This is a genomic window from Desulfobaculum senezii, from assembly GCF_054657395.1.
The window spans coordinates 455,335-479,851 of record NZ_BAAHYU010000002.1 but is presented as its reverse complement, the minus strand read 5'-3'; the positions used below and the strand labels follow the sequence as shown (position 1 = coordinate 479,851).

General features: G+C 61.3%; 23 protein-coding genes. 12 read left to right on the top strand and 11 right to left on the bottom strand.

Annotated elements, in window-relative coordinates:
* Nucleotides 1-64 precede the first annotated feature (64 nt).
* Nucleotides 65-1,384 (top strand): M48 family metalloprotease, encoded by a 1,320-nt coding sequence (locus ACYQ2T_RS02885; RefSeq protein ID WP_459898296.1) that lies wholly within the window; start codon nucleotides 65-67, stop codon nucleotides 1,382-1,384.
* Nucleotides 1,385-1,470: 86 nt separating this feature from the next.
* Here ACYQ2T_RS02885 and ACYQ2T_RS02880 read toward each other — a convergent pair whose 3' ends face one another.
* On the bottom strand, nucleotides 1,471-2,406 hold the full coding sequence (locus ACYQ2T_RS02880) for a DMT family transporter (protein ID WP_459898294.1): 936 nt from the start codon (nucleotides 2,404-2,406) through the stop codon (nucleotides 1,471-1,473).
* A gap of 287 nt (nucleotides 2,407-2,693) precedes the next feature.
* Here ACYQ2T_RS02880 and ACYQ2T_RS02875 point away from each other — a divergent pair, with 287 nt between their 5' ends.
* Nucleotides 2,694-2,996: a hypothetical protein gene (locus ACYQ2T_RS02875; RefSeq protein ID WP_459898292.1), complete on the top strand. Its 303-nt coding sequence runs from the start codon at nucleotides 2,694-2,696 to the stop codon at nucleotides 2,994-2,996.
* Between the two features lie 175 nt (nucleotides 2,997-3,171).
* On the opposite strand, the gene ACYQ2T_RS02870 is transcribed toward ACYQ2T_RS02875, so the two are convergent.
* The 4 genes from ACYQ2T_RS02870 to ACYQ2T_RS02855 all read right to left on the bottom strand — a co-directional run bounded on the left by ACYQ2T_RS02870 (nucleotide 3,172) and on the right by ACYQ2T_RS02855 (nucleotide 8,782).
* Entirely contained in the window at nucleotides 3,172-4,395 is a 1,224-nt protein-coding gene (locus tag ACYQ2T_RS02870) for an HD domain-containing phosphohydrolase (RefSeq protein ID WP_459898290.1), read from the bottom strand.
* On the bottom strand, nucleotides 4,376-5,599 hold the full coding sequence (locus tag ACYQ2T_RS02865; protein WP_459898288.1) for an HDOD domain-containing protein: 1,224 nt from the start codon (nucleotides 5,597-5,599) through the stop codon (nucleotides 4,376-4,378). Before ACYQ2T_RS02865 ends, ACYQ2T_RS02870 begins: the two co-directional genes overlap by 20 nt.
* 21 nt (nucleotides 5,600-5,620) lie before the next feature.
* The gene (locus ACYQ2T_RS02860; RefSeq protein WP_459898286.1) at nucleotides 5,621-8,077 is read right to left on the bottom strand and encodes a PAS domain S-box protein; all 2,457 of its coding nucleotides are present in this window, start codon (nucleotides 8,075-8,077) and stop codon (nucleotides 5,621-5,623) included.
* Between the two features lie 132 nt (nucleotides 8,078-8,209).
* Nucleotides 8,210-8,782 carry a manganese efflux pump MntP gene (locus tag ACYQ2T_RS02855; RefSeq protein ID WP_459898285.1) on the bottom strand — a complete coding sequence of 191 codons (573 nt, stop codon included), beginning with the start codon at nucleotides 8,780-8,782 and terminating at the stop codon, nucleotides 8,210-8,212.
* A 124-nt stretch (nucleotides 8,783-8,906) separates the two neighbouring features.
* Here ACYQ2T_RS02855 and ACYQ2T_RS02850 point away from each other — a divergent pair, with 124 nt between their 5' ends.
* Both ACYQ2T_RS02850 and ACYQ2T_RS02845 read left to right on the top strand, forming a co-directional pair.
* The gene (locus ACYQ2T_RS02850) at nucleotides 8,907-9,401 is read left to right on the top strand and encodes an arsenate reductase ArsC (protein WP_459898283.1); all 495 of its coding nucleotides are present in this window, start codon (nucleotides 8,907-8,909) and stop codon (nucleotides 9,399-9,401) included.
* Between the two features lie 205 nt (nucleotides 9,402-9,606).
* A complete protein-coding gene (locus ACYQ2T_RS02845; RefSeq protein ID WP_459898281.1) occupies nucleotides 9,607-10,536 on the top strand; it encodes a hypothetical protein in 930 nt (309 codons plus the stop codon).
* A gap of 592 nt (nucleotides 10,537-11,128) precedes the next feature.
* Here ACYQ2T_RS02845 and ACYQ2T_RS02840 read toward each other — a convergent pair.
* Nucleotides 11,129-11,491: a hypothetical protein gene (locus ACYQ2T_RS02840; RefSeq protein ID WP_459898280.1), complete on the bottom strand. Its 363-nt coding sequence runs from the start codon at nucleotides 11,489-11,491 to the stop codon at nucleotides 11,129-11,131.
* A 153-nt stretch (nucleotides 11,492-11,644) separates the two neighbouring features.
* On the opposite strand from ACYQ2T_RS02840, the gene ACYQ2T_RS02835 reads away from it, so the two are divergent.
* Nucleotides 11,645-11,791: a hypothetical protein gene (locus ACYQ2T_RS02835; RefSeq protein ID WP_459898278.1), complete on the top strand. Its 147-nt coding sequence runs from the start codon at nucleotides 11,645-11,647 to the stop codon at nucleotides 11,789-11,791.
* 59 nt (nucleotides 11,792-11,850) lie between these two features.
* On the opposite strand, the gene ACYQ2T_RS02830 is transcribed toward ACYQ2T_RS02835, so the two are convergent.
* Nucleotides 11,851-12,618 (bottom strand): TlpA family protein disulfide reductase, encoded by a 768-nt coding sequence (locus ACYQ2T_RS02830; protein ID WP_459898276.1) that lies wholly within the window; start codon nucleotides 12,616-12,618, stop codon nucleotides 11,851-11,853.
* On the opposite strand from ACYQ2T_RS02830, the gene ACYQ2T_RS02825 reads away from it, so the two are divergent.
* Nucleotides 12,617-13,420, top strand: a complete 804-nt coding sequence (locus ACYQ2T_RS02825) for a tetratricopeptide repeat protein (RefSeq protein WP_459898274.1) — start codon at nucleotides 12,617-12,619, stop codon at nucleotides 13,418-13,420. The genes ACYQ2T_RS02830 and ACYQ2T_RS02825 overlap by 2 nt on opposite strands.
* A gap of 82 nt (nucleotides 13,421-13,502) precedes the next feature.
* Here the strand turns inward: ACYQ2T_RS02825 and ACYQ2T_RS02820 are convergent, their stop codons facing one another.
* Entirely contained in the window at nucleotides 13,503-13,793 is a 291-nt protein-coding gene (locus tag ACYQ2T_RS02820) for a hypothetical protein (RefSeq protein WP_459898273.1), read from the bottom strand.
* Nucleotides 13,794-14,016: 223 nt separating this feature from the next.
* Here ACYQ2T_RS02820 and ACYQ2T_RS02815 point away from each other — a divergent pair, with 223 nt between their 5' ends.
* From ACYQ2T_RS02815 to flgM, 3 genes are all read left to right on the top strand, one after another.
* Nucleotides 14,017-14,535 (top strand): hypothetical protein, encoded by a 519-nt coding sequence (locus ACYQ2T_RS02815; RefSeq protein WP_459898272.1) that lies wholly within the window; start codon nucleotides 14,017-14,019, stop codon nucleotides 14,533-14,535.
* A 125-nt stretch (nucleotides 14,536-14,660) separates the two neighbouring features.
* Nucleotides 14,661-14,879: a hypothetical protein gene (locus tag ACYQ2T_RS02810; RefSeq protein ID WP_459898270.1), complete on the top strand. Its 219-nt coding sequence runs from the start codon at nucleotides 14,661-14,663 to the stop codon at nucleotides 14,877-14,879.
* A gap of 208 nt (nucleotides 14,880-15,087) precedes the next feature.
* Nucleotides 15,088-15,393 (top strand): flagellar biosynthesis anti-sigma factor FlgM, encoded by a 306-nt coding sequence (flgM, locus tag ACYQ2T_RS02805; RefSeq protein WP_404845994.1) that lies wholly within the window; start codon nucleotides 15,088-15,090, stop codon nucleotides 15,391-15,393.
* Nucleotides 15,394-15,464: 71 nt separating this feature from the next.
* Here flgM and ACYQ2T_RS02800 read toward each other — a convergent pair whose 3' ends face one another.
* Both ACYQ2T_RS02800 and ACYQ2T_RS02795 read right to left on the bottom strand, forming a co-directional pair.
* Nucleotides 15,465-15,857 carry a response regulator gene (locus ACYQ2T_RS02800; protein ID WP_459898268.1) on the bottom strand — a complete coding sequence of 131 codons (393 nt, stop codon included), beginning with the start codon at nucleotides 15,855-15,857 and terminating at the stop codon, nucleotides 15,465-15,467.
* A complete protein-coding gene (locus tag ACYQ2T_RS02795) occupies nucleotides 15,854-18,811 on the bottom strand; it encodes a PAS domain S-box protein (RefSeq protein ID WP_459898267.1) in 2,958 nt (985 codons plus the stop codon). The genes ACYQ2T_RS02800 and ACYQ2T_RS02795 overlap by 4 nt, the downstream gene beginning before the upstream one ends.
* 477 nt (nucleotides 18,812-19,288) lie before the next feature.
* Between ACYQ2T_RS02795 and fusA the strand changes: the two genes are divergently transcribed.
* The 3 genes from fusA to ACYQ2T_RS02780 all read left to right on the top strand — a co-directional run bounded on the left by fusA (nucleotide 19,289) and on the right by ACYQ2T_RS02780 (nucleotide 23,997).
* Nucleotides 19,289-21,352 (top strand): elongation factor G, encoded by a 2,064-nt coding sequence (gene fusA / locus ACYQ2T_RS02790; RefSeq protein ID WP_459898265.1) that lies wholly within the window; start codon nucleotides 19,289-19,291, stop codon nucleotides 21,350-21,352.
* Between the two features lie 289 nt (nucleotides 21,353-21,641).
* The gene (locus ACYQ2T_RS02785) at nucleotides 21,642-22,346 is read left to right on the top strand and encodes a lysophospholipid acyltransferase family protein (RefSeq protein ID WP_404845998.1); all 705 of its coding nucleotides are present in this window, start codon (nucleotides 21,642-21,644) and stop codon (nucleotides 22,344-22,346) included.
* Nucleotides 22,339-23,997, top strand: a complete 1,659-nt coding sequence (locus ACYQ2T_RS02780; RefSeq protein ID WP_459898263.1) for a ribonuclease J — start codon at nucleotides 22,339-22,341, stop codon at nucleotides 23,995-23,997. Before ACYQ2T_RS02785 ends, ACYQ2T_RS02780 begins: the two co-directional genes overlap by 8 nt.
* Nucleotides 23,998-24,080: 83 nt before the next feature.
* On the opposite strand, the gene ACYQ2T_RS02775 is transcribed toward ACYQ2T_RS02780, so the two are convergent.
* Entirely contained in the window at nucleotides 24,081-24,509 is a 429-nt protein-coding gene (locus ACYQ2T_RS02775; protein WP_459898261.1) for a DUF4079 family protein, read from the bottom strand.
* Between the last annotated feature and the right edge of the window lie 8 nt (nucleotides 24,510-24,517).

Genomic DNA, 24,517 nt, shown 5'->3' with positions numbered 1-24,517 from the left:
CGCACTACCAAGCGCCGCGCGTCTGTGCTATGCAAAGACCTCTATGAATGAAGGAGGTCTTCCAATGAAGCAGTCCCTCTCCAGACGGGATTTTCTCTATATGTCAGGCATCTGCGCCCTTGGCGCGGCAACGGGGTGCGCCAAGAACCCCGTCACGGGCGAGCAGCAGTTCATGCTGCTGTCCAAATCCAGCGAAATCCAGCTGGACAAGGAGCGCTCCCCCCTCCAATTCTCCAACGACTACGGCCCCACAGACGACGCGGCCCTCAACGCCTACCTGAGTGAAACGGGCAAGAGCATGGCCCAGTACACCCACCGCCCGGATATGCCCTACTCGTTCCGGTGCGTGGATGCGGTGTATGTCAACGCCTACGCCTTTCCCGGCGGGTCCATCGCGTGCACGCGCGGCATTCTGCTGACGCTGGAAGATGAAGCCGAACTCGCCGCCCTGCTGGGGCATGAGATGGGACACGTTAACGCGCGGCATTCGGCCTCGCGCATGTCCAAGGGCATGGCCGTGTCCCTGCTTTCTTCCGGCCTTGCGGCCTACGCCGCGTCCTTTGGCAAGGGCTATGGCGAAATCGCTGCGGGTATGGGCGGCGTCGCCTCTGGCGCGCTGCTGGCCTTCTACAGCCGCGAGGACGAACGCCAAGCCGACGCACTGGGCATGGAATACATGACGCGCAGCGGCTATTCGCCCAAGGGCATGGTGGGCCTGCAACAGCACCTTGTGGACCTGCACGATTCAAAGCCCTCCGCCACGGAACTCCTCTTTGCCTCGCACCCCATGAGCGAAGAACGCCTTGAGACCGCCAAGGAGGAAATGCGCTACAACTACGCCAAGGCCACATCCAACCCCGTGTACCGCGACCGCTACATGGACAACACCGCCGCCCTGCGCGCCAAAAAGGACGGCATTGAAAAGCTCCAGACCGGTGCCAAGTACATGGTCAAAAAGGACTTCACCGAGGCCGAGTCGCACTTCTCCGCCGCACTGAAGCAGATTCCGGACGACTACGCGGGCAACCTGATGATGGCCAAATGCCAGCTGGCGCAGGGGCGCGAGGCCGAGGCCAAGCGCTACGCCGACGCAGCCCACTCCATCAAACCCACGGAGCCGCAGGCGGATCAGGTCATCGGCCTTGCCAGCCTGACCCAGAACGACTACCCGTCCGCCCTGCGCGCCTTCCACGCCTACGAAAAGGCGCTCCCCGGCAACCCCAGCACCGCCTTTTACAAGGGCCTTGCCCTTGAGGGCATGGGCGACCGCTCCGCCGCCGCGTGGGAATACAACCGCTACATCACCGCCACCGGCGGCCAAGGCCAGCGCGCCAACTGGGCCGCCAGCAAGCTGGACGACTGGGGCTACGCCCCCGGCCGCTAGCCGCCGCACACACGCACACAAAAAAACGGGACGAAACCGCAAGGCTTCGTCCCGTTTTATTATGACACGTTACCGCGCCGCTCCCGTCAGCACGCGCGCTGGCGCCGGCGGGGCAACCGGATGGTGCCGGAAAGGATCAGGGTGCTCAGGATGATGAACCCTGCACCAAAAAAGGCCAATCCATCGGGGAATTCCCCAAAGAACAGCATGCCCCATATGGCGGTGAACACCACTTGCAGGCTGCCCGTTGCGGTGGCCGTTCCTGTGGATTCCATAGCCAGTCCGCGCGTCAGGCACATCTGGGCCACCTGCGTCAGCACGCCAATGCCCGCCATCATCGTAATTTCCAGCAGGTTCGGCGTTACCCATACCGGCAGGCTGCCAAGCAGCGCGCACGGCACGGACACAATGTACAGATACACCACAATGGTCAGCGGATGTTCGCGCCCCCCAAGGTGGTGCATGCTCACATACGCGCCCGCCACGGACACGGCGGCAAGCAGGGCCACGGCGTAGGCCAGCCCGGAGATTTCCACCGCCCCCGCACCAAAAAGGAACGGCGGCTTGGTCACCAGCACCACGCCCATAAGGCACAGCGGGATGCACAGCATGGCGCGCCTGTCCATGCGCTCGCCAAGGAAGACGAAGGACAGCAGCACCGCGATGACCGGGTTGCAGTAAAAGAGCACAATAGCGTCCGCAAGAGGCATATGCGTGATGGCGTAGAACGACCCGGCAAGGCCGCCAAAGCCCAAAATACCGCGCAGAAGCAGCGGCACATGGTGCGTGCCAATCCACGGCGCGCCGCTGCGGCGCATAAGCCACCAGCACAGCATAATGCCGAACACGCTGCGCCCGAGAACAATCTCAATAAAGGGCAGGCGCTGTCCGGTCGTTTTCACGAGGACGCTGGCCAAACTGAAAAAGACGGTGCCCACGGCGACATACAACACGCCCTTGGACAATCCGCCTTCACGCTGCCCCCCATCCTGATGGAGGGCGTCGGTTGTTTCCATATCCATGTCTATCACTCCACGCGCCCATTTTTGGGCGCAAGAGTCCATATGTAACCACTCCCCCACCCTGTGGCAACAGCCGCAATGGCGCTTTTTCCCCGGTTAGGGGGCGCGGCGGGCAAAAGGGCGGCCGCCCCTTGGCAGGGTTGACCGCGCCTTCGTTGTCCGCAATGATGAGTGCGTACTTGCAGAACCATCACCCGGCCGCTCCGGCGCGCCCTGCCCAAAACAGCAGGCCGCCACACGGCGAACAGCGCGCCACAACAGCCCGGCACGCACAACGCGGAGGATGTATGACCAAGACGTATACCCTTGAGGCCCACTGCCCCCTGTGCGGCAAGGACGCCACCCTGCAACTCACCGCCCGCGAACTCAAAGAGCTGGAAGCCTCCCCGGACGACGTCAACAAAGAGCTGACAGGCCGCACGCAGGACAAGCTGGAAGGACGCCCCGCGCGCAAGGAACTGGAAGGCCGCGCACCGCAGGTACAGCTCACCTGCGACTCCTGCGGCAAACAGCACGTGGAGGACCTGGCAAACACGTGCGCGGAGTGGGACGACTACTGCAACGAAGTCCACCCCATTCAGGAAGTTTAGCCCTTCAAATACACAGCGCCGCACATGGCAGCCCTCTGCTGCGCCATGTGCGGCCTCTTTCATTATGGCCCACGCCCTCAGCCGCCGCGCCCTTCCGCTTTAACGCCCCCCGCCAGCCCGCGCCCGTGCGCATGGCCCCTCGGCGCTGGCACGCCACTGGCGCGCCAGCCTCCACTCATTTGCCGTCTTCGGGCGGCGCCTGCACATCCTCCATGCTTTCGCCGCCTTCGCCGCCTTCGTCCTCCCACGGGATAAGCACCTTGACGACATTGCTGATGCCAAAATTCTGGTGGTACTTCTTCAGGTACGCAATGCTCACCCGCGTCATCTCCTGTCCGCGCGCCAGCACGCGGATAAACTTGCCGTTGCGCTCCAGGGTGACGTCCTCGGCCAGCACCATATTTTCCTGCAAATTATCAATCGCCACCTGCCGCACGCAGAAGCGCCCCTCATCACCCAGCAGCTTCTTGAACGCCTCCAAAATCTTGGGGTCGTACCAGCCGCCACGCTTGGTCAGCGACGAATAGGCCTCCTGCTTGTCCTGCCCAGCCTGCTGGAGTCTGTCGAAATCAAGCACGATTTTGATAATCCGCGAGCCAAGGGGGATAAGCTCCCCGGCCACGGAGTCCTGCGGCAGGCCTTTGCCGTCAAAGAGCTTGTCCTGATAGGCAATGATGCGCCCCACCTCCTCCATACGCGGAATGCGCGTAACAATGCGGGCGCAGATGTCCGTATGCTCCGAAAACATGGCGTACTCGCCGGGGTTCAGCTGGCGGCCAAGGTTCACGCGGCGCACCAGCTTTTCCGGCAGGGTGATATAGCCCAGCAGCGAAAGCATGGCCGCCGTCTCCGTCCGCCACGGATTGGGGTCCTCCACCATGATGGCCAGCTTGCGCACGTAGGGCGTCATGCGCGATACCTGCCCGAACACATCGGGCCGGATGACGGACATCACATCGCTCAGCATAGCCACACTGCCCTTGAGGGTCTCCTCCAGCAGTTCGCGCTCAGAAATAATGAGCTCGTAGTGCCGCGCGCCATCGGCCAGCGCCCGCACAAGGATTTCCGGCGGGCAAGGCTTGGTGAGCAGGCGAAAGATATTCCCCTCATTCACCGCCTTGATGGCCACGTCCAGCTCCGCATACCCCGTCAGGAGAATGCGCGAAGCATCGGGAAGCATGTCTTTGACCTCGGCAAGAAACTGCAATCCGTCCATGCCGGGCATGCGAAAGTCCGACACCACCACGCTGAACGAGCCTTTCTCCGCGATGGTCCGAAGCGCCAACACGCCACTGTTTGCCGTCTCCACGTCGTAGCGTTTGCGCAGTTGGCGCGAGTAGGCGGCGAGCAGATTTGTGTCGTCATCCACAAAGAGGATTCTATGTTTCTTCGTCGCCATGCTCCTCCCTCTCTTCCGGTGACACCACCAGCTCCTTCCATGCCTCTATCCTGTCGCCAACACCCGCAACGCGCAGGTATTCCTCGTCCAGCTCCGGGATGGCGTAGTTGCTGTGCAGGACATAATACGCATGGTCCAGCCAATTGGCGGCGTGCACCACGCCAACGGTGCTCAGACCGCGCTCCGGATACATGGGCGCGTGATGGAAGGCGATGGATTCCACCACCGCATCCGGCAAGCCCCACAGCCCCATCAGATAGGCCCCCACCTCGGCATGCGTGGTGCCAAAAGTCTCGAATTCCATCCACCGCACCACGCGGTTTTGCTCGCGCACCTGCGTGAGCATGGTGTTGTACCGGTCCGTAAATGTGGACGCGAGGATGAGCTTGCCCACGTCGTGCAGCAGGCCCGCAATAAAGCATTCGTCCTGCATCTTGGCGTCCATTTTTTCCATCGCCGCAATGTCGCGGCACAGGGTGGACACCCGCATGCTATGGTCCCACAGGCCGGACAGCGAATACTGCCGCAGCTCCTCGCTGTGAAATTCCGAAAAGATATTCACGGACAGCACAAGGGCCTTGATGACCTTGAGCCCGAGGAGCGCCACAGCCTGCTCCGGGCTGGAGATATGCCGCGCAAACCCAAAGAACGACGAGTTCACCAGCTTGAGGATTTTGGCGCTCATGGAGATGTCGTGCGAGATAATTTCCCCCACCTTGGCAATGGACGGCTCGGGTTTGTTCATCTCCTCCGTCAGCTGGTGGTATGCCTCGGACAGCGACGGGAGCGACTCAATGCGCGACACCATCTCGCGCAGGGTATCCACGGAAACGATGTCCTGCACCTCCAGCGCCTTGGAGATGACATCCTGCAGCTTTTCCGGTGAGCAGGGTTTGGAGACGTACTGATGTGCAGGCAGGACAGAGCGCACCACAAGGTCAAGGTCCGAGTGGCCGGACAGCACAATGCGCGCCACCCCGGGATGGCGCTCCATCACCTCGTGCAGCAGCGCCGCGCCATCCATCATGGGCATGCGCATGTCCGTGACCACCACGTCAAAGTGCTTTTCGTCCAACAGACGAAGCGCCTCCTCGCCGCTGGCAGCGAAGGCCATGTCCCATTCCTGCCGCTTGGGCCGCAGCATGCGCCGCAGCCCCTGCAAGACATTGGACTCGTCATCCACAAAGAGAATCCGTCTGCTCATACGACTGGGTCTCCTTCCGGTCTACGCATCCAAAGGGAGCCAGATGATGAATTCCGCACCTTGGCCCTCCTCGCTTTCCACGGAGAGCCTGCCCCCGTGCTTCTCCACAATAATGCCGTGTGCCATGGCCAGCCCTTGCCCCGTGCCTTTGCCTACCTCCTTGGTGGTAAAGAAGGGATCAAACACCCGCTTGCGCACATCTTCCGGCATGCCGGTGCCCGTATCGCGAAAACGCAGTTCCACGCCGCCATCCGCCTGCGCCGAGGACACATATATCGTCCCCCGCTCTCCGGTGGCGCCCACCTTGGCCTCTATGGCCTGAGCGGCGTTCACCACAAAATTTAAAAACGCCTGATTCAGCTCCGCCGCGTAACAGGTCACCGGCGGCAGGGCGTCATCAAGGTTGTATTCCACATCCGCCACCTGCTTCCACTCGTTGCTGGCAACGGTAATGGTATTGCGCAGGGCGTCGTTTAAATCCGTGCCCACCTTGCCGCTTTCGCCGGGGTGGGCGAACTTCTTCATGGACTGCACAATGACGGCGATGCGGTCCACACCGTCCAGCGTCTGGTCAATGGCGGCGGGCACTTCCTCCAGCAGGTAGTCCACGTCCGCCTCTTCCATGGTTTCAATCATCTTGCCCGCGGCCTGCGCCCGTTCCTGTTCCGTGCCGCTGGTGCATGTGCTGGACGCCGCGCGGCACGCCGACAGCACGCCAATGACGTCGTCAAACGCGTCCTTAACAAAGCGCAAATTGTCGCTCACATACTGCGCCGGGGTGTTGATTTCATGCGCGATGCCCGCAGCCAACTGACCGATGGACTCCAGCTTCTGCGCCTGCAGGAGTTGGCTCTCCAGCTTTTTGCGCTCCGTCACGTCCATAACCACGGCAAACGCACCCTCAAATTCCGCCTCCTCCGTAAACAGCGGCGTTGGCGACACAAGGGAGAACACCTCGCGCCCCTCTGGCCCAACCCAGGTCAGCTCAAAGCTCTCGGAGCTGCCCATCTGGCGTTTTTCGTGCTCCTCCAGCATCTTTTCGCGATTCGCCTCATCCAAAAATTCCAAAACCGTTTCGCCCAGCACCTCGGGCCGCGCCTTGCCCAGCATCTCGCACACGCGGCGGTTCACATAGGTAATGCGAAGCTCCGCATCCGTAATAATCAGCCCCTCCTGCATGTTTTCCACAAGAGTACGGTTGCGTTCCTCGCTGCGCGCCAACTGCTCGGCCACCCGGCGGCTCTCCTGCGCGCTACTGATGACGTCCGCTAAGGCCTCGTACAGCCGCAAATCGCCCTCCGACCACAACACGCCGCCCGTCAGCCGCTCAAAGGTCATGCAGCCAACCCATTTGCCTCCGGTAAACATCGGTACAGCGGCAAGGGCGCTCACCTGCCGTTTTTCCAGCCATTTGCGTTCGCCCCGCGCCTGCTGCGGCACATCATCCAGCGAGGCCAGCACCACCCGCGTCCCCGCCTTAAGCGTGTCGACCCACCACGGAATCACGGACAGCGCCACGTCCCGCGCGGATGCCGGGCACTTCGTGGTCTGCTTTTCGCGCCACGTGTACGACTGCACCATGTGCCGCTCATCCTGCGTCAGCCGAAACACGCAGCACCGGTCCACCTGCGCAAACTCACCAATCTGTTGCAGCGCGTCGCGGATGACGGCGTTGATATCGCTGCCCCTGTCGCTGACAAAGCGCCGCGTCAACTGCGAGACCAGCGCCTCCAGCTTCATGCGGTACTCAAGCCCCCGCACGGCGGCGTCCATCTCCGTGATATCCCGCAGGAAGCCCTCCGCGCAGAAGAATCGCCCCTCGGAATCCTCAAGCCCCCGCGCGTCCATGGACACCAGAATGCGCGTCCCGTCCGCGCGCTGCATCTGGCACTGATAATCGCTCACCACCCCATCAAGCGCCAAGGCGGCGATGAATTTGTCAAACTCCTCGGGCCGGACGAACATCGCCGACAGCCCAGGCAGTTCCATGACCTTGAGTGGGGATGGCAAACCAAGAATCCGCGCAAGGGCTGGATTGGCCCGGAGCACCCGCCCATGCGGGGCGAGGCGGAAGACGCCTTCCTGCGCGTTGTCAATAATGGCGCGGCAGCGGCGCTCACTTTCAATAAGTGTGGCCTCTACCTGCTTGCGGACGGAAATATCATGCACCAGGCACAGCATGGCCTTTTTCTCCCCCCACTTGGCAGGAGAAACGGCAAGCTCCACGTTGTAGACCCGCGAGTCCACCGTGTGCTGGGCCTCCACGGCAAAGGCTCCGCTCTTCCACACATGGCTCAGCGCTTCGGCAGGATACGGAACAATGGCGTCGCCAAACCCGGCAAGGCCATCCGGGTCGTCCTCGCGCAGGCCGTACTGCTCCCGCGCGACGGCATTTGCCCACAGGACAATGCCCTCGCCACTCACAATCATGGCAGGAATAGCGGCGTGTTCCAGAATCGATTCGTCGCGGGGCCTCAACGGGTATGCCTCCCAGTACGCTTCACGCAAAGACAGGACCGGTCAGTGCGGACACACTTCCTAGCATACCTCAAACACCACGCCGGGAGTAGAGGGGAAAGACAAAAATCGGGAGAAGAAAGAAAAGGCGGGCTACAGCAAAGCCGAGAAGACTCCGTGCTCGCGCAGGATGTTCACGCCAATGCCCATCAGGGTGACGCCGCCGACCATACCGGCGTAGCGCCCAAGGCAGCACGACTGCCCAAGGAGGCGGCCGCCCCATACGCCAGCGGCAGTAAACACAAACGCCACCACACCAATAATCACTGCAGGCAACAGGATAGGACGGCCCATCAACGAATAACTGGCGCCCACCGCCAACGCATCAATACTGGTGGCGACAGAGAGCATCACCAGCGACAGCCCGCGCGTCGGGTCGGTGTCCGTGCATTCGCACTCGTCCTTCAAGGCCTCCACAAACATATGCGCGCCAATAAGGAACAACAGGCCAAAGGCGCACCAATGCGCCCAATTCTCCACAAACGCGCGCACGGAAAGGCCCATCCACCACCCGGCAACAGGCATCATCGCCTGAAACAGGCCAAAGTGCCACGCAAGGCGCGCCACAGGCCGCCACGACCGGGTGCTCATCCCCGCCCCCGCCGCAACGGACACCGCAAAGGCGTCCATGGCCAGCGCTACAGCAACTGCAAAAATCTCAAACATGTCTCAGGTCTTCCTTATTCCGGATTCCTCACACAGTGTGCTTGCCCTAGCTTGCACAGCTTCCCTCCATTTGCAAGGCCGCCCCGTCACAAAGCCGTAACACGGCCTCTGTACCCTCCTGCCCATGAACGTTCCACCATTTCCCATACGCATTTTGTTCCTCTGCACCGGCAACTCCTGCCGCAGCCAGATGGCCGAGGGCTTTGCCCGGCACCTCAAGGCCCCGGTCATCCACGCCCAAAGCGCAGGCATCGTCAAGCACGGCCTCAATCCCCTTGCCGTCCGCGCCATGGCCGACGCCGGAGTGGATATTTCCGGGCAGTCCTCCAAAACCCTTGAGGTACTCCCGGACCTCAATTTTGACTACGTCATCACCCTCTGCGGCAACGCCAAGGAGACATGCCCCCGCTTTCCCGGACGGGCCACCGTTGTGCACCGCGGGTTTGACGACCCGCCTCAGCTCGCCCAAAACGCCGCAACAGAAGCCGAAGCCCTCGCCCACTACGCCCGCGTCCGGGACGAAATTCGCGCCTTCATCATATCTCTTCCGCAAGCGCTGGACGACATGAAGCAGGCCCTCACCGCCACGCATCTCGTCCCGCCCATTTTCCCCGAATAACCCCCGCCCGCCACCACGGCGGGCGGCCCTTTCTGCGCCACCAAAATCCCCCGCAACGCCCACCACATAAGACCTTTTGCATTCACAATCGATATAGGATAACCTACATGACAAACCTGCCTTCCGGGCGGTTTTTCAGGCCAGAAGCCGCGGCGCTCCCAGCAGCGCCGCCATCGTTCATTCCTCCGTCCGAACTGGAAGAATCATGCCCCAGACCACTGACACGCACACCGCTCCGGCCCTGAGTAACAGCACCATTGCACCGGATACCGCCACCATTCTGCGTGAAGTCAAGCGCCTGCACGCCGACTGCGGCCTCGGGCATCTTCCCAGCATTATCACGGACACCCACGCCGCGATTCTGCGCCTGTTCCGCGGCGATATGCCCGGCTACCGCAAAAGCACCGCGCCCTACCACGACTTGGAGCACACCCTCTCCGTCGTGCTCGCCTCCGCGCGCCTTGTGCACGGCATCAGCACCACACGCACCGTGTCCGCCAATCTGTTCACAGTCGCCGTCGTCGCCGCCTATTTCCACGACTCCGGCATGCTGCAGGACGAAACCGACACCAGCGGCACCGGCGCAAAGCACACCATCGGGCACGAGGACCGCTCCATCGCCATCATGCGCAGCCTTCTCGCCACACACGCCGTCCCCGCCCACACCTGCGACGCCATCGCCAGCGCCATCGACTGCACACGCCTCGCCCTTACACCAGCAGACATTGCCTTCCCAACACCAGACGCCAAAGACGCCGGCCTCATCGTTGGAGCAGCCGACCTCATCGCCCAACTCGCCGACCGTAAGTACCTCGAAAAACTGCCGCTCCTCTTCAAGGAATTTCAGGAAGCCCGCATCCCCGGCTACGTCACCCAGCGCGACCTGTTCCAAAAAACCGCGCCCTTCTACCACAACGTCGTCCGGCCACGCCTCGACCACGACCTAGGCGCCGTCACCCGGTTCATGCGACTGCACTTCCTCCACCGCTTCGGCCTCGACCACGACCCGTATCAAAACGCCATCGACGCCAACCTCGGACACCTGCGCTACCTCCTCAAAACCACCGGACCAAACGACATCACCACCAAACTTCGCCGTAAAAATGACGTGCTGCACGTGAGCGAGACCGTTTAGAAGAAAGAAAGAAAGAAAGAAAGGCAGTGCCTCCGGCGGCTCAAGGGTATGATACCCTTGAGAATCCCCAGGATTTTTCGGGCGGAAGCCGCCCGAAAAATAAGGGTGGGTGGGCGGGGTCTTCTGCCTTCTCTTTGTTCTTCACGCACCACCAACGCCCCCAAAAAAATCTCTCCCCATAAACACGGACGGGAGCCGTCAGGGGTGACGACCGCCCCATCCAAGAGCACCCGGCCTGTGCGCACACGGGATTTTTAAGGGCTCACGGCCCTTAAACCTGCGGAGCACAAAAAAACCAGCCGTCCTCTCCACCACAACACCACAGCGCCCTCCCAAAACACCCACACGGACGGGAGCCGTCAGGGGTGACGACCGCCCCATCCAAGAGCACCCGGTCTGTGCGCACATGGGATTTTTAAGGGCCCACGGCCCTTAAACCTGCGGAGCACAAAAAGCCCTGCCGCCCTCTCCACCACAACGCCACAGCGCCCCCCACCACAACGGCACAGCGCCAACGCCCAGTATCCTCCTGCCGTCCATAAAAAAACGCCCCGCGTTGGCGGGGCGTTGTAATGTTGGTGCAGTGTTTGGCTTAGTTGCGGATCTTGGCGTCGGTCTTTTCGGGGTGTTTGTCGATGCGCATGATGCGCTTGTGCGCGGAGTCGGCGATGTTTTTCATAACGCGCTTGAGGTCTGAGCCTTCCCAAAGGACGGCGACGGTCTCGTTGTTGCGCACTTTTTCGCTTATTTCGTACCCCTTTTCGTTTTCCGCTTCGAGGATGATGTCGTCTTCGTCCACGAGTTCTTCACCGTTCAGGGCTTTGGCGAACAGCTCGCGGACGGTGTATCCGAAGCAGGTCCGCACGTCCTCTGCGGTTTCCGCGAGGCTGAGCTTGTTTCTGTACTCCGGCAGCACCTCGTTTTCGTACTTCACGAAGGAAAACTGTTTTGTCATTGGCTTCTCCTTGTTGGGTTCCTCAAGGACAGGGCCTTTACGCCTTGCGCTTGTCGCCTGTGGTCCGGCTTTCCGCAGTGCGGGGCAGCTGGCACCGCCGAGGCGGCGGCAAATATCTTCGTACTCAAGCTCTGGGTGGCTGACGTACAGGTAATGGACGACATGCTCACCGACTTTGCTGGCGTACACCTCGGCGCGCAGCCCGGGCAGGGCCTGACGAACCACAACGGCCGTGGCGCGGGCGACACTGCCGCCTGTGACGAAGGCGGCGAAGGCCTGCGGCTTGCCAGCATGCGCTGATGCAATGGGCATGCTGACGAATGCCGTTACCAATACGGTGAGACATAGCAGACGCATAGTCAACTCCCCGGATTCATTTCCTCCTTGGACTGGGGGCCGTCGCCGGTGTGCTCGGGGAGAAACTGCATGACGAGGGCGCGCAGCACGTCTCCGGGCACATACCCTACGTGGTCGACGCGCAGGGTCCCTTGTGCATCCCATACCATGAGTTTCGGAACGCCTTCCACCTCAAAATGCTTCGCAAGGCCCGGTGTAGAACGATAAATGGGAAAATTGACCTTATTCTCATCCACATACGTCTTGAGGGAATCTTCGTCGAAATCGAGAGAAATGCCGATGAGGCGCATCTCGTCATCGGGGACGCTGCGCCGCAGGGCCATAAAGTCCGGCATCTCGCGAACACAGGGCGGGCACCACGTAGCCCAAAAGGACAACACCACAACGCGGCCTGTGGAATCATCCACGATATCCTGAAGCGCCTTCGCATCCACGCCGCCCAGATAGCCTGCATTGACGCAGACGGGCGAAAAAAGGGTGAAAAGAACTGCCAAGGCAATCAAACGGTTCCGGAAAAAGTCGACCAGACGGCGCTTTTTTCTTGCGCTGCAAATCACTGCAAACACACGGCAACTCCTTGATCGAAAGCGTGCACACGCTTCGTCGAGAAAAACGGACCCTTGGTGCGATAATCGCGAATATCCGCCCCTACCAAAGGTTCTAGGGTCTTTATTCTCGCGGGTGGTTCCATCAATATGTTGAGGAAAGCATACCACGTCCACCGCCTCTTCGACCACGGCGACGACATATAAACAAAGCGCATTGCCCATGACAGAACCACTTGCCACGGATGCCTCTTTTAAGACCCTCCCCACCCCGTTCGCGGGGATTTTTTCGGAGAGGAAGTCGAACACTGTTGGCTTTGGCGCGACCAAAAAGCGCAAGATCAGCAAAACGCTGTGGTTTGTTGAGCGCGACGCCGACGGCAAGACGACCATCCGGCCGGTCAACAAGAACCTTATCCCAACGGGCAGCACCAAGCCCATCTCCCCAGAGACCGTGCTGGAGAAGTATTCACCGGAGCCGGACCTGTACATGACGCACACGGCCCCGCGCATGCGCCAGCTTGAGCAAACCGTGGACGAAGGGGACGAGCACCGGGAAAAGGGCGAGTTGTATAGCGCGGAATTTCAGTACACCAATGCGCTGGAGATTGACGAGGACCACATCCGCGCCAACTTCGGCATTGGGCTGACGTACCTCGAACGAGGCGAGAACAAAAAGGCGCAGGCAGTGCTGGACAAGCTGGTCACGCTGGATGCGGCCTTTACGGAGCAGCACAAGCACCTGTTCAACGAGTTTGGCATCCGGCTGCGGCGCAACGGCATGTTCAAGGAGTGCATCCGCTACTACAAGCGCGCGCAGGAGCTGACGGGCGAGGACGACCACCTGCTCTTCAACATTGCCCGCGCGCACTTTGAGGCGGAGGAATTTGATCAGGCGATGAAGCTCCTCAAGGAAAGCCTGTCCATCAATCCTGAATTGTACGAAGCGCGCATGCTCCGCAAGGCGCTACATAAGGCCAAGCCGTCGCTCCGGGACGGAGGAGCCATTAAAATTACTGGCATCTAAAGCGCATCACAACAACGAAACGCCACCACGGGAGAACCGGGTGGCGTTTTTTCATGAACGAGAGATGGACGGTGGTGGGGGCTTAGGACTGGGCAACCATGATGCGCCCGGTGTTCACCTCGGGGAGCACCTCGCTTCCGGAAAAGCGGCTGTTTGCGGCGGGGTCGAGGGTCATGGTGGGGTGCATGCCCATGCGGTCGGAAGGGGCGACGCCCATCTGCGTCCGCTGGGCAAAGCCTGCGGCGCGGGCGGCTTCGCGCTGGGCCATCTCGGCCGCGCGCGACTCCTTCAAATTATACAGCGTATAGGGCGGCAACCGGCGAAACATCCGCCGGAAGGCTTGTGCGTGCTGGGAATCGTACAAAATAAGCATATGGGCCTCACGGTGCTGGGGATGGCCGCGCGCCGCCCTGACGATGGCTGCGGCCAGACACTCCTATGATGCCCCCGGCGCGGCGCAAAGTCCACCCCAAGGGCTGACGGTGACCGCATTCTGGCGTAGGATGGGCCGCGGCCGGACGCTGGTCTGCGCCTGCAGTTTCTTTATGACACATCCACCCGTGCCGCAAAAGCGGCGCGCTTGAGGAGAAAGAAGTATGGCCCCCGGCTCCACCCGTTTTACACCCCGCCCGCCCTTTGACCCCGCCCGCTTTTGCGAGCTTGCCGAGGCCCCTGCGCTGAGCGAGGCGGAAACCCAGCGCCTTGCGGCCACGTGGGACCGCTGGACCGAGCGCCTTACGGCGTGCGCGGTGCGCACCGGCGGCGGCACGCGCCTGCTGGCGTGGCTGGACAAAGCGGTGGAGGACGAAATTGATGGCTGCTGGAGCACGGAGCCGCGCGCGTCCTTTCTGCTGCATGTGCTGGCGCTGAACCTGCTGATGGCGGCCACGGCGCAGTTGGTGCCGCAAATTGCGCAGCACGGCTGCGCCCCGGTCCCTGCGCCGAATCCGGAGCTGGCGGCGGTTTCGGACCGCTTTGGCCTTGTCTGGACATCGGAAACGACTCTTGAGCGGCGCTACGCGCTGGTCACTCCCATGCCGTGGCAGGGCGGATGCTCCATATGTCTTTTGCAAAACAGTTGCCCCAAGCTGCGCACACCATCCGAGAGTGCCTGATATTTCCCACAATCCATACGCCACAGTCTTTGCTAAAGTTTTTTGCACACCCGGCCGATAGAGACTGTAACAGCAACCGGACGGCATGGTCGCGAATGCCATACCCGAAACATGGAGGTTTCGACATGGCCATATCAAGCATCTCAAACGCATCGACCAATGGTTGGGAAGTCCTTTCGGCGGACCGTCAGAAGTCCCTTGCCAATTCCATGAAGGACATCCAAAAGGCAAAGCTGCAGCGCGAAGTGTACGCGGACCCGGGCATGGCCTCACGGCTTATCGCCATTGAAGCGTCGCCCGTGTACAACTCCAAGGGAGAGCTCATCCCCTCGGTTGGGGGCTGATTCCCCCGCACCGCCGCGCTGTCCCTTGCCACGCACCGGAGCTGACATCTGTTCAGGCATGAAAACTGCATTTCATCTACAGCAGGATTCAACACAGAATTCACCGCAGCCACCAGACACCGCCAGAGCCATTTGACACTCCGGTCTCCGGTGCATATTTTAGAGATGGAGCCGCAGGCACCAGCCCAGGCTCAAGGGAGGGAACATCGTGGATATCAAGGGTATCGGTCCGGGAAGGACTCCCTACGATCAGCTGAAGATCCAGCAAGACCGCGAACGTGAAGAGCTTTCGCCCGATGTCAAAAATTCGTCGGGTGAAGCACGGGACGCCGTCTCCGTCAGCGGAGACGCCCGCCTGCTCTCCACAGCGCGCGAGGTCGCGGCGGAAGCCCCAGACACGCGCGAGGACAAAGTCGCCCGCTTGAAGGAGCAGGTCCAAAACGGCACCTACTCGCCAAACGGCCGCCTTATCGCGGATAAGCTCATTTCCGAGGAACTGGACCTCTGGCAGTAAGCCAGAGCCGACATACTCGCACGCACGGCGGGCCGGATACCCATGGGTATCCGGCCCGCCGCCGTTTCATCCTACCACTCAACCTTCACGCCGTAGAGGTCGTCCAGCGCGTCCACAAGGGCCTCCATGGACCGCACGGGCTTGCTGAACACGTGGCGCGGCGTCAGGCCCATGTCGCGTAGCGCCTGCGGCAGCACGTAATCCGCGGACCCGGTAAAAATAAGCACCATCAGGTCCGGCGCTTCGGCTTTGGCCTTCATGATAAAGTCGTTGCCGTCCATCCCCGGCAGGCGCATGTCCACGGTGACTAGGTCCGGGCCGATGCGGCGCAGCACCTCCAGCCCTTCCTCACCGCTTCCGGCGGCATGGACCTCAAATCCACAGTCCTCGAAGAAGTCCACCAGTGTGCCTCTGATGAACTCTTCATCGTCGATCACAAGTATGACGGGTTCTTCTCGGCTCATGCGGAGGCCTCCCTCACCGGCAGCCGGATGGTGAACTTGGCGCCCTTGCCGGGTGCCGACTCCACGTCAAACTGGCCGCCATGATTGGTGCATATGATAAAATACGACACGGACAGCCCAAGGCCCGTCCCGGTGCCCACGGACTTTGTGGTGAAGAACGGTTCAAACACGCGCTTGCGCACATGCTCTGGCATGCCGGGACCATTGTCCGTCAATTCTATGAGTATCTCCGCGCGCTGCAGCGCCGTGCGGATGGTAATGCGCGGCGTCTCGGGCGGCGGGTCCGCCTCGGCCATGGCCTGCGCGGCATTTTTGAGCAGATTCAAAAACACCTGCTCAATCTCCGTGGAACTGCACAGCGTGTGCGGCAGATTCGCGGCATAGTGCCGCTCTATCTCAATCTGCCGGAAGTCGAACTTCTTTTTAAGGTCGTAGTCGTTGGCCGCCAGTTCAATGGTTGAGTCGAGCAGGGTATTCAGATCGCAGGCCTGAATGCGCGACTCGCTGCTGCGGCTAAAGTTCAACATATTCTGCACAATCTTTGCGGCGCGGCTTCCGGCATCCCTGATGCCATCAATATACCCGGAAATGCCGCGCTCATCCATGTATTGCCGCATTTGCCCAAGGTCGATGCCAATCTCGCCCGCAGCCTTGGTGTTTGCGGAAAGCTCGGGCGACACACGCCGGGAGATGCTCTCCGCACACTGCATAATGATGCCCAGCGGGTTGTTGATTTCGTGCGCCATGCCAGCGGCCAGCCCTCCAACGGACAGCATCTTCTCCGCCTGAATCATCATTTCCTCAATGCGCGCCCGTTCCGTCACGTCGTCTATGCGCACAACCGCCCCCTCGAATCCCTCAAACACCAGCGGATACACGGTCAGGTCCTCGTAGCGCATGGCGCCCTCACCCATCATATGCGCCCGCCGTGGCGAAACCTGCGGCTTGCGCTCGGCCAGTGCCGCCTCAACAAGCGCCGTCTCTCCGGCAAGTTCGGGCATGACGTCACTCAGGGCGCGGCCTTCGGCGTCGTCAAAACTCAGGCCCGTCATATGCTCGGCCTCGGTATTCCACTGCGTCACGCGGCCCTCGCCATCAAGGGCCACCAGCACCGACGGCATGGAGTCAATGATGGACTGGAGCATATTGCGCAGCCGCCTGCGCTCCTCCTCGGCGCGCTTGCGGTCGGTAATGTCCAAAAAGATAGCAATGCCTGCGACCACCTCGCCCTGCTCGTCATGCACGGGTACGGCGTTGACCAGCACGGTGTATTCCTCGCCCGAGGTGTGCACCACCACCATCTCCATCCCGCTCAACACTTTTTCCTGCGTCATCGCCATCGCCAACGGCAATTTATGGCGCGGCAACTCCCAGCCGTCTAAGTCGTAGGCGCGGAAGCGGATGGTCTCGGCATTGACAAATTCGCCGTCCACCATGCCCGTGGTGCCCACGGCCTCCTCGTTGATGCCCAGCAGGCGCTCGGCCTCCTTGTTGGATGCCGTAATAATCCACGACTTGGCATTGCCCTGCGCGATGACAATGGCAAAGGGCGCTTGGTGCAGCACCGCCCGCAGCAGCCGGTTGGACCTCGCCAACTCGTTGGTGGCGCGCTTGCGGCCCGTGATGTCCGAGTGGGTTCCGGCCATACGGTAAGCGCGGCCCGAGTCATCACGCACGCCCGTGCCCCGGCCCAAAATCCAGCGGTAACTGCCGTCCCTGTGCCGCAGGCGGTATTCAATCTCGAACTGGCTACGCACGCCGTCGCGGCACTCGCGGTTGACGCGCAGGACCATGTCTTTGTCATCCGGATGGATGCGCTCCATCCACTCGCGCACCTCGTTGTCTATCTCGTGGTCGGCATAGCCGATGATGCTCTTCCAGCGCGGGGAAAAATAGATGGAATCCGACGCCACGTCCCAGTCCCAGATGCCGTCGTTGGCCCCCTGGACAACCAGCGCGTACCGCTCCTGACTCAGGCGCAACTCCTCGGCGATGCGTTCCTTTTCCTCCAGCTCGAATTCAAGGGCCTCGGTCCGCTCGCGCACGCGCTTCTTCAGCGTCCTGTTCACGGCGTAAAAGACAACAATAATAGCCAGCGCGGCCAGCAGGGTCAGCCCGCCAATACGCAAAAGGAACAAGGTGTGCTTGCGGTCCCCATCCATGTTGTACCACTTGTCGCGCAGAGCCTGTGCTTCCTCCTCAGTGATGCTGTCCAGCCCCTTTTGCAGAATGTCGCGCAGGATGGGCAGGTCCTTGCGCACGGCAAAGCTGAAACGGTAGGTATACACGGCGTCCCCGGCCACCCGAATGTTCGAGAGGGCGTCCTTTTCGATGTAGTAGGCCGCAAGCCCAAGGTTCACCACAAAAGCGTCCACCACCTCAAAGGCGAGGTCGCGCAGCCCGGCCTGCGCCGTGGGAACAGGGACGATTTCAAAGCGCGAGGCGTAGCTATTTTTGAGGAAGGTATGGGTCGCGTAGCCGTTGACCACGGCCACCCGCCTGCCGCTAAGGTCCTCCAGCGTTGATGTGGATTGGTCATCACTGCGCACCAGCAGTACACACGGCACCTCCACATAGGAGTTGGTGTATATAAGATAATCCTCGCGGTCCTTGGTAATAGTCAGCGCGGTGATGGCGTCGCCCTCGCCGGTACGGAGCATATTGAGAACGGTGTTCCAGTCCGGGTGGGTCTTATACGAAAACTTGACGCCCAGCTTCTCCTCCACAAGGTGCAGGTAGTCCGCGCCAAGCCCGGAAAAGCGGCCCTCCTCGTCGGAGAATTCAAACGGCGGGAATTGCTGGTCGTAGACAAAGACGACGTCCGCGGCGTTTTTCCACAGCCAGTCGCGCTCCTCCTCGGTGAGGGGCGTCACAAGGCCGTTGGCTCTGGCCCCATGCCCCGCAAGGCATAGCAGCACAACCAGAATCATCTGGAAAAATCGCCTACTCTGCATGAACAGACCCCGGCTTGATGGCGGGACGCATACCGCAACTCAGAAAAAGACGAATCAGACCCGCCCGTCGCGCTTTATGCCAGACGCCCCAGCAGTCCCGCCAAAATGACGGAACTTCCTTCTTATTGAATCCCACAAAAGGCGCGGAATTGTCCACTGTGTGGGCAGAAAACTCCGCCGCACGCCCGCCCCGCCCCAACATTCTGCGCCGCGCCGCGGCCGCCCCAGCGCCCCGTCGCAACCTGCCGCCACTCTGGCACTCCTGCGCTTTAGCGCACGCGCCGGGGCCTGCGCGCCACGCACAAGCTGGGGCCAACACCTGCGCGAGTATGCATTTCGCCGCTTGACAACGTTGAAGGGAGCTTCGTATAGCTTTAACTCATTGAAATTTCTTATCCGCGGACCTGTTTCCGGGTTCAGCGGTGCGCTCTAGCGCTGCGGTCACCCGGAATTAATACACAGCCAAGGGAGAGACCAATGTCGGATGCGCTCAAGACCCAACGGACCTACGCACTTGTAGGACACGGCGGCTGCGGAAAGACCTCGGTCGCCGAAATGCTGCTGCTCCAGACCGGCGTCATCAACCGACTCGGCAGGATAGAGGAAGGCACCACCGTCCTCGATACCGAACCCGAGGAAATCAAACGCCGTGGGTCCATTCAGCCGGGCTTTGCCTCGTACGAGTGGAACAAGAACACACACTTTCTCATCGACACTCCCGGCGACAACAACTTCGTCGGCGACATCGCCTACCTCCTCACCGCTGCGGACGGCGTCATCTTCACCATCGATGCCGTAGACGGCGCAAAGCCCCTGACCAAACGCCTGTGGGGCGAAGTCCGCAAGGCTGGCCTCCCCGCCATCATCTTCATCAACAAGATGGACCGCGACCGCGCCGACTTTGACATGGCCTTCGACAGCATCTCCTCCATGCTCGATACCAAGCCCGTTTTGCTGTACATGCCCATCGGCCAGCAGGAAGACTTCCGCGGCGTCGCGGACATTCTGGCGAACACGGCCTATATCTACAACGAAGACGGCTCCTTTACCGAAACAGCCGTCCCCGGCGACATCGCCTCCGACGTTGAAACCCTGCGCGAAACCATGATCGAAAACATCGCCGAGAGCGATGAAGAGCTCATGGAAAAATACCTTGAGGAAGGCGAGCTCTCCGACGACGACATCGCCACCGGCCTGCGCAAGGGCGTCCGCTCCGGCGAGCTGACCCCCGTGGCCTGCGGCTCCGCCCTGCAAAACCGCGGCAGCAACATGCTGTTGAACCTGACGCAAGACCTGTTCCCCTCTCCCCTGGAACGCTCCCCTTGGCCCGGTGAAGACGGCGAGCAGCGCGAGTCCAGCCCGGACGCCCCCTTCTCCGCCTTTGTCTTCAAGACCATTGCCGATCCCTTTGCCGGACAGCTCTCCGTCATGCGCATCCTCTCCGGCACCCTTTCCGGCGACACACAGGTGCTCAACACCAGCACCGGCGACAAGGAACGCATCGGCCATCTGCTGCAGGTTGAGGGCAAAACCCAAAAGCCCCTCAAGGGCGAGGCCGGTCCCGGCGCCATTGTGGCCGTGGCCAAGCTCAAAAACGTGCACACCGGCAACACCCTGTGCGACGAAAAGGCCCAGTTCACCTTTGCCGCCCCGGCGCTGCCCCCGGCGCTCATCTCCTACGCCCTCGCCCCCGAGGAAAAGGGCGAGGAGGACAAGGTCTACTCCGCCGTGCACAAGCTGCTGGAGGAGGACTTCTGCCTCAAGCTCACGCGTGATGCGGAAACCGGCGACATCCTGCTCTCCGGCATGGGCCAGCTGCACATTGAAATCGCCGTAGAGCGCGCCAAGCGCCGCTTCAAGACCAATATCCTGCTCAAAACGCCCAAGGTGCCCTACCGTGAAACCTTCAAGGGCAAGGCCGACGTACAGGGCCGCCACAAAAAGCAGTCCGGCGGACGCGGCCAGTTTGGCGACTGCCTCATCAGGCTGGAGCCCATGCAGCGCGGCGAAGGCTATGAATTTGTTGACGAAATCGTCGGCGGCGCCATTCCGCGCCAGTACATCCCCGCTGTGGACAAGGGCATTCAGGAGGCCGCCGCGCGCGGCGTGCTGGCTGGGTACCCGGTGGTGGACTTCAAGGTGCACCTCTACGACGGCTCGTACCACTCCGTGGACTCCTCGGAAATGGCATTCAAGATTGCCGGTTCCCTCGCCTTCAAAAAGGCGGCGGAGCAAGCCAAGCCCATTTTGCTGGAGCCTGTGGTCCTCGTCTCCGTCTTTGTGCCCGACGATTTTATGGGCGACGTCATTGGCGACCTGTCCAGCCGCCGCGGCAAGGTCCTTGGGTCCGACTCACAGGGCGGCGTCACGGAAATCCGCGCCCATGTCCCCATGGAGGAAGTGCTCCAGTACGCGCCCGACCTGCGCTCCATGACGGGCGGTCAGGGCACGTTTACCATGGAGTTTGACCACTACGAGGAAGCGCCGCCGCAGGTGGTGGACAAAGTTGTGGCCAAGGCCGCAGAACCCGCCCATGCCTAGGGCGCATCCCTCTTCCGTCGGGGCAAAGCCCCGCCACCACCGCGCTGGCGGCCCGTGCGCCCCGCGCCACACATTCCTGTCACCACAGCCGCCCCTGCATGCGCAGGGGCGGCGTTTTTCGTCCTATGGCCGGTATTACGCCGATTTTTCAGCGCCCGAGTGTCGGCTCGGGGACAGCGAAGGCAGACAATCTGCGCCTTGTTTGTCGTCCGTATTTCCAGTACATTGCCCCCGCCGGGGTCATGTTTGCAGGCGCCCGGACACGATAACAAGGACATCGCACCACAACATGCTTAGAACCATATTCTTTTATTCCACCTACCTGCCGCTGACGGCAGTGCTTACCATTTTGGCCATTACCATCCCCAAGACCGCCCGCTGGTGCGCCCAATTCTGGAGCGCCTGCGCCGTGCGCTTTGCCGGCATCCGCGTGGAGGCGGACCTGGGGAATCTGGACCCAAGCCAGAACTATATCTTTATGGCCAACCACCAAAGTCAGCTGGACATTCCGCTTTTGTACACATCGCTTCGCCACTGGTGCATCGGCTTTGTGGCCAAGCAGTCGCTTTTTGACATCCCCCTGTTCGGCAACGCCATGCGCAACGCCGGGACCATTCCCATCGACCGGACCAACCGCCGCCGCGCCATGAAAAGCGTGGAGAAAGCGGTGGAGGAAGTCCGCGCCGGGCAGAACATTGTCATCTTTCCCGAAGGCACACGCGCCTCGGACTTTTCCTCGCTGCAGCCCTTCAAGGTCGGCGGCATGATTATCGCGCTCAAAACGGGACTTCCGGTGGTCCCGCTCGTTATCACCGGATCCGGCGAGACCCTGCCCAAAAACCGCATCCGCTTCGGCGAGAACCGCACCATCCGGGTCAAGGCTCTGCCCCCAATCACCACACAGGGGCGCTACACGCTCAAAGAGCGCGAACTCTTCAAGGACGACCTGTACCGCGCCATGAACGCGGCCTACATGGAGCAGCATAATGGCTGAACAACACGTCACCCTGACCCCGCTTGGCGGTCTGGGCGAGATTGGCATGAACTGTATGGTCATGGAGACGGGCGACTCCATGATCCTCATCGACTGCGGCCTGATGTTTCCGGAGGACTACCTCTTCGGCATCGACGTGGTCATCCCCCGGTTCGACTACCTCATTCAGAACAAAGACCGCCTCAAAGGCATCATCCTGACCCACGGACACGAGGACCACATCGGCGCGCTGCCGTGGCTGCTCCAGAATGTCCATGCCCCGGTGTTCGGCTCGGAATTCACCATCGCCTTGGTGCAGAGCAAACTGCGCGAGCATAACCTGCTGGACGACGCGGACCTGCGCACCGTCAACGGGCACGACCGCATCACGCTTGGCGACTTTGGCGTCACGTTCTTCCCCGTGTGCCACTCCATCGTGGGCGGATTCGGCATGGGCATCGAGTCCCCGGCCGGACGCATCGTCCACACCGGCGACTTTAAGATTGACCGCAATCCCCTTGGCGGCGTGGCCACGGACCTTGACGGCTTTAAGCACTTTGCCGACGAGGGACAGGTGCAGCTGATGCTGTCCGACTCCACCAACGTGGAACGCGACGGCTTCGCCCTTACCGAGCGCGAAATCAAAAGCTCCCTGCACGACATTTTTGACGGGCACGACGGCCGCATCATCGTCACGCTCTTCTCCAGCCACATCCAGCGCATGCAGGAAGTCTTTGACCTTGCCGCCCAGTTCGGGCGCAAGGTGGCCGTCAACGGCCGCAGCCTGCTGCGCAACATCGACCTTGCGCGCGAGCTGGACTACCTGCGCGTGAAAAGCGACACCATCATCGACATGGAGGACATCCCCTCCTATCCGGATTCGGAAATCGTTCTGCTGGTGACGGGTTCGCAGGGCGAGCCGCTGGCGTCGCTGTCGCGCATTGCCTCGGGCGAGCACCGGCAGCTCTCCATCCGCGAGGGCGACCTTGTGCTCATGTCCTCGCGCTTCATCCCCGGCAACGTGCGCGCCATCACCAAGGTCATCAACAACCTCTACCGCCTCGGCGCCGAGGTGCTGTACGAGCGCGTGCAGGGCATCCACGCATCGGGCCACGCCCACCGCGAGGAACTGAAAATCATGCTGGAGACCGTGCGGCCCAAATTCTTTGTGCCCGTGCACGGCGAATACCGCCATCTGGTCAAGCACTCCCGCCTTGCGCGCGAATGCGGCGTTGCCCCGGAGCGCGCCCTTGTGCTGGAAAACGGCGACCCGCTCACCCTGCTGGCTGACGGCGGCATCCGTCTGGAAGACAGCGTGCCCGTGGACCAGATTCTGGTGGACGGCAAAGGCGTCGGCGACGTGGGCCAGACCGTGCTGAAGGAGCGCCAGCTTCTCGGTGGCGAGGGCATGGTCATCGTCACCCTTGTGGTGGACGATGAAACCGGCGAAATCCTTGTCGGCCCAGACATCTCGTCCAAGGGCTTTGTGTTCGAGCAGCAGTACAGCCACCTGCTGGAAGACGCCAAATGCATCGTGCTGGACATCTTCGAGAACATCCCCCCCGGCGAAACGGGCAAGCTCAAGGAGCGCATCCGCTCCTCCCTGCGCCGCTTCTTCCGTCGCGTCATCGACCGCGACCCCGTGGTCATGCCGCTGGTGATGCAGATTTAGCGCCGCGCCAGAGCATACACATTCAAGCGGGCCGCCTTCCTCTCGGAAAGCGGCCCGCTTTTCGTTCCACCGACAGGCACCACTCAACCCGTCAGCAGAAACATCCGAATCACCCATATGCCGGTGAAAATCTGCCAAATAGCCAGCGCCAGCAGCAGGGCGTTGTTCGCGCCATGGACAAGGGGGAGCACTGTGCGGCGCTTGCGCTTTCTGTCCAGCACCTCACCCGTAAAGTAGCCGGTCACAAGAAGCGGCAGCATGATGAGCCCCACCACAAAGTGTGTGCCCGTCAGGTCAGAGGTCCCCCACCTGTAGCGCGTCATGCCCGCGCCCCACACAAAGGCGACAAACCAGACGATGATGACAACCCGCCCCCAGAACACATGCCGCTTCCAGTCGAACCGCGTGCGCTTTTTGAGGTGCGACATCATAAAGCGCTTGATGCCCAGCACCAGCACATACACGGCCAGAAGCGTGCACAGGAATTGCACGATGGGATGCACCCAAAGCATAGTTCCCC

What these genes read in the sequence shown, in the direction of transcription:
- fusA (WP_459898265.1), top strand. Translation starts at nt 19,289, where the DNA reads ATGTCGGATGCGCTCAAGACCCAACGGACCTACGCACTTGTAGGACAC.
- ACYQ2T_RS02820 (WP_459898273.1), bottom strand. Translation starts at nt 13,793, where the DNA reads ATGCTTATTTTGTACGATTCCCAGCACGCACAAGCCTTCCGGCGGATG.
- ACYQ2T_RS02845 (WP_459898281.1), top strand. Translation starts at nt 9,607, where the DNA reads ATGCCCCAGACCACTGACACGCACACCGCTCCGGCCCTGAGTAACAGC.
- ACYQ2T_RS02800 (WP_459898268.1), bottom strand. Translation starts at nt 15,857, where the DNA reads ATGAGCCGAGAAGAACCCGTCATACTTGTGATCGACGATGAAGAGTTC.
- ACYQ2T_RS02810 (WP_459898270.1), top strand. Translation starts at nt 14,661, where the DNA reads ATGGCCATATCAAGCATCTCAAACGCATCGACCAATGGTTGGGAAGTC.
- ACYQ2T_RS02830 (WP_459898276.1), bottom strand. Translation starts at nt 12,618, where the DNA reads ATGGGCAATGCGCTTTGTTTATATGTCGTCGCCGTGGTCGAAGAGGCG.
- ACYQ2T_RS02885 (WP_459898296.1), top strand. Translation starts at nt 65, where the DNA reads ATGAAGCAGTCCCTCTCCAGACGGGATTTTCTCTATATGTCAGGCATC.
- ACYQ2T_RS02870 (WP_459898290.1), bottom strand. Translation starts at nt 4,395, where the DNA reads ATGGCGACGAAGAAACATAGAATCCTCTTTGTGGATGACGACACAAAT.
- ACYQ2T_RS02840 (WP_459898280.1), bottom strand. Translation starts at nt 11,491, where the DNA reads ATGACAAAACAGTTTTCCTTCGTGAAGTACGAAAACGAGGTGCTGCCG.
- ACYQ2T_RS02780 (WP_459898263.1), top strand. Translation starts at nt 22,339, where the DNA reads ATGGCTGAACAACACGTCACCCTGACCCCGCTTGGCGGTCTGGGCGAG.
- ACYQ2T_RS02775 (WP_459898261.1), bottom strand. Translation starts at nt 24,509, where the DNA reads ATGCTTTGGGTGCATCCCATCGTGCAATTCCTGTGCACGCTTCTGGCC.
- ACYQ2T_RS02875 (WP_459898292.1), top strand. Translation starts at nt 2,694, where the DNA reads ATGACCAAGACGTATACCCTTGAGGCCCACTGCCCCCTGTGCGGCAAG.
- ACYQ2T_RS02795 (WP_459898267.1), bottom strand. Translation starts at nt 18,811, where the DNA reads ATGCAGAGTAGGCGATTTTTCCAGATGATTCTGGTTGTGCTGCTATGC.
- ACYQ2T_RS02825 (WP_459898274.1), top strand. Translation starts at nt 12,617, where the DNA reads ATGACAGAACCACTTGCCACGGATGCCTCTTTTAAGACCCTCCCCACC.
- ACYQ2T_RS02855 (WP_459898285.1), bottom strand. Translation starts at nt 8,782, where the DNA reads ATGTTTGAGATTTTTGCAGTTGCTGTAGCGCTGGCCATGGACGCCTTT.
- ACYQ2T_RS02835 (WP_459898278.1), top strand. Translation starts at nt 11,645, where the DNA reads ATGGACGACATGCTCACCGACTTTGCTGGCGTACACCTCGGCGCGCAG.
- ACYQ2T_RS02785 (WP_404845998.1), top strand. Translation starts at nt 21,642, where the DNA reads ATGCTTAGAACCATATTCTTTTATTCCACCTACCTGCCGCTGACGGCA.
- ACYQ2T_RS02850 (WP_459898283.1), top strand. Translation starts at nt 8,907, where the DNA reads ATGAACGTTCCACCATTTCCCATACGCATTTTGTTCCTCTGCACCGGC.
- ACYQ2T_RS02880 (WP_459898294.1), bottom strand. Translation starts at nt 2,406, where the DNA reads ATGGATATGGAAACAACCGACGCCCTCCATCAGGATGGGGGGCAGCGT.
- ACYQ2T_RS02865 (WP_459898288.1), bottom strand. Translation starts at nt 5,599, where the DNA reads ATGAGCAGACGGATTCTCTTTGTGGATGACGAGTCCAATGTCTTGCAG.
- ACYQ2T_RS02815 (WP_459898272.1), top strand. Translation starts at nt 14,017, where the DNA reads ATGGCCCCCGGCTCCACCCGTTTTACACCCCGCCCGCCCTTTGACCCC.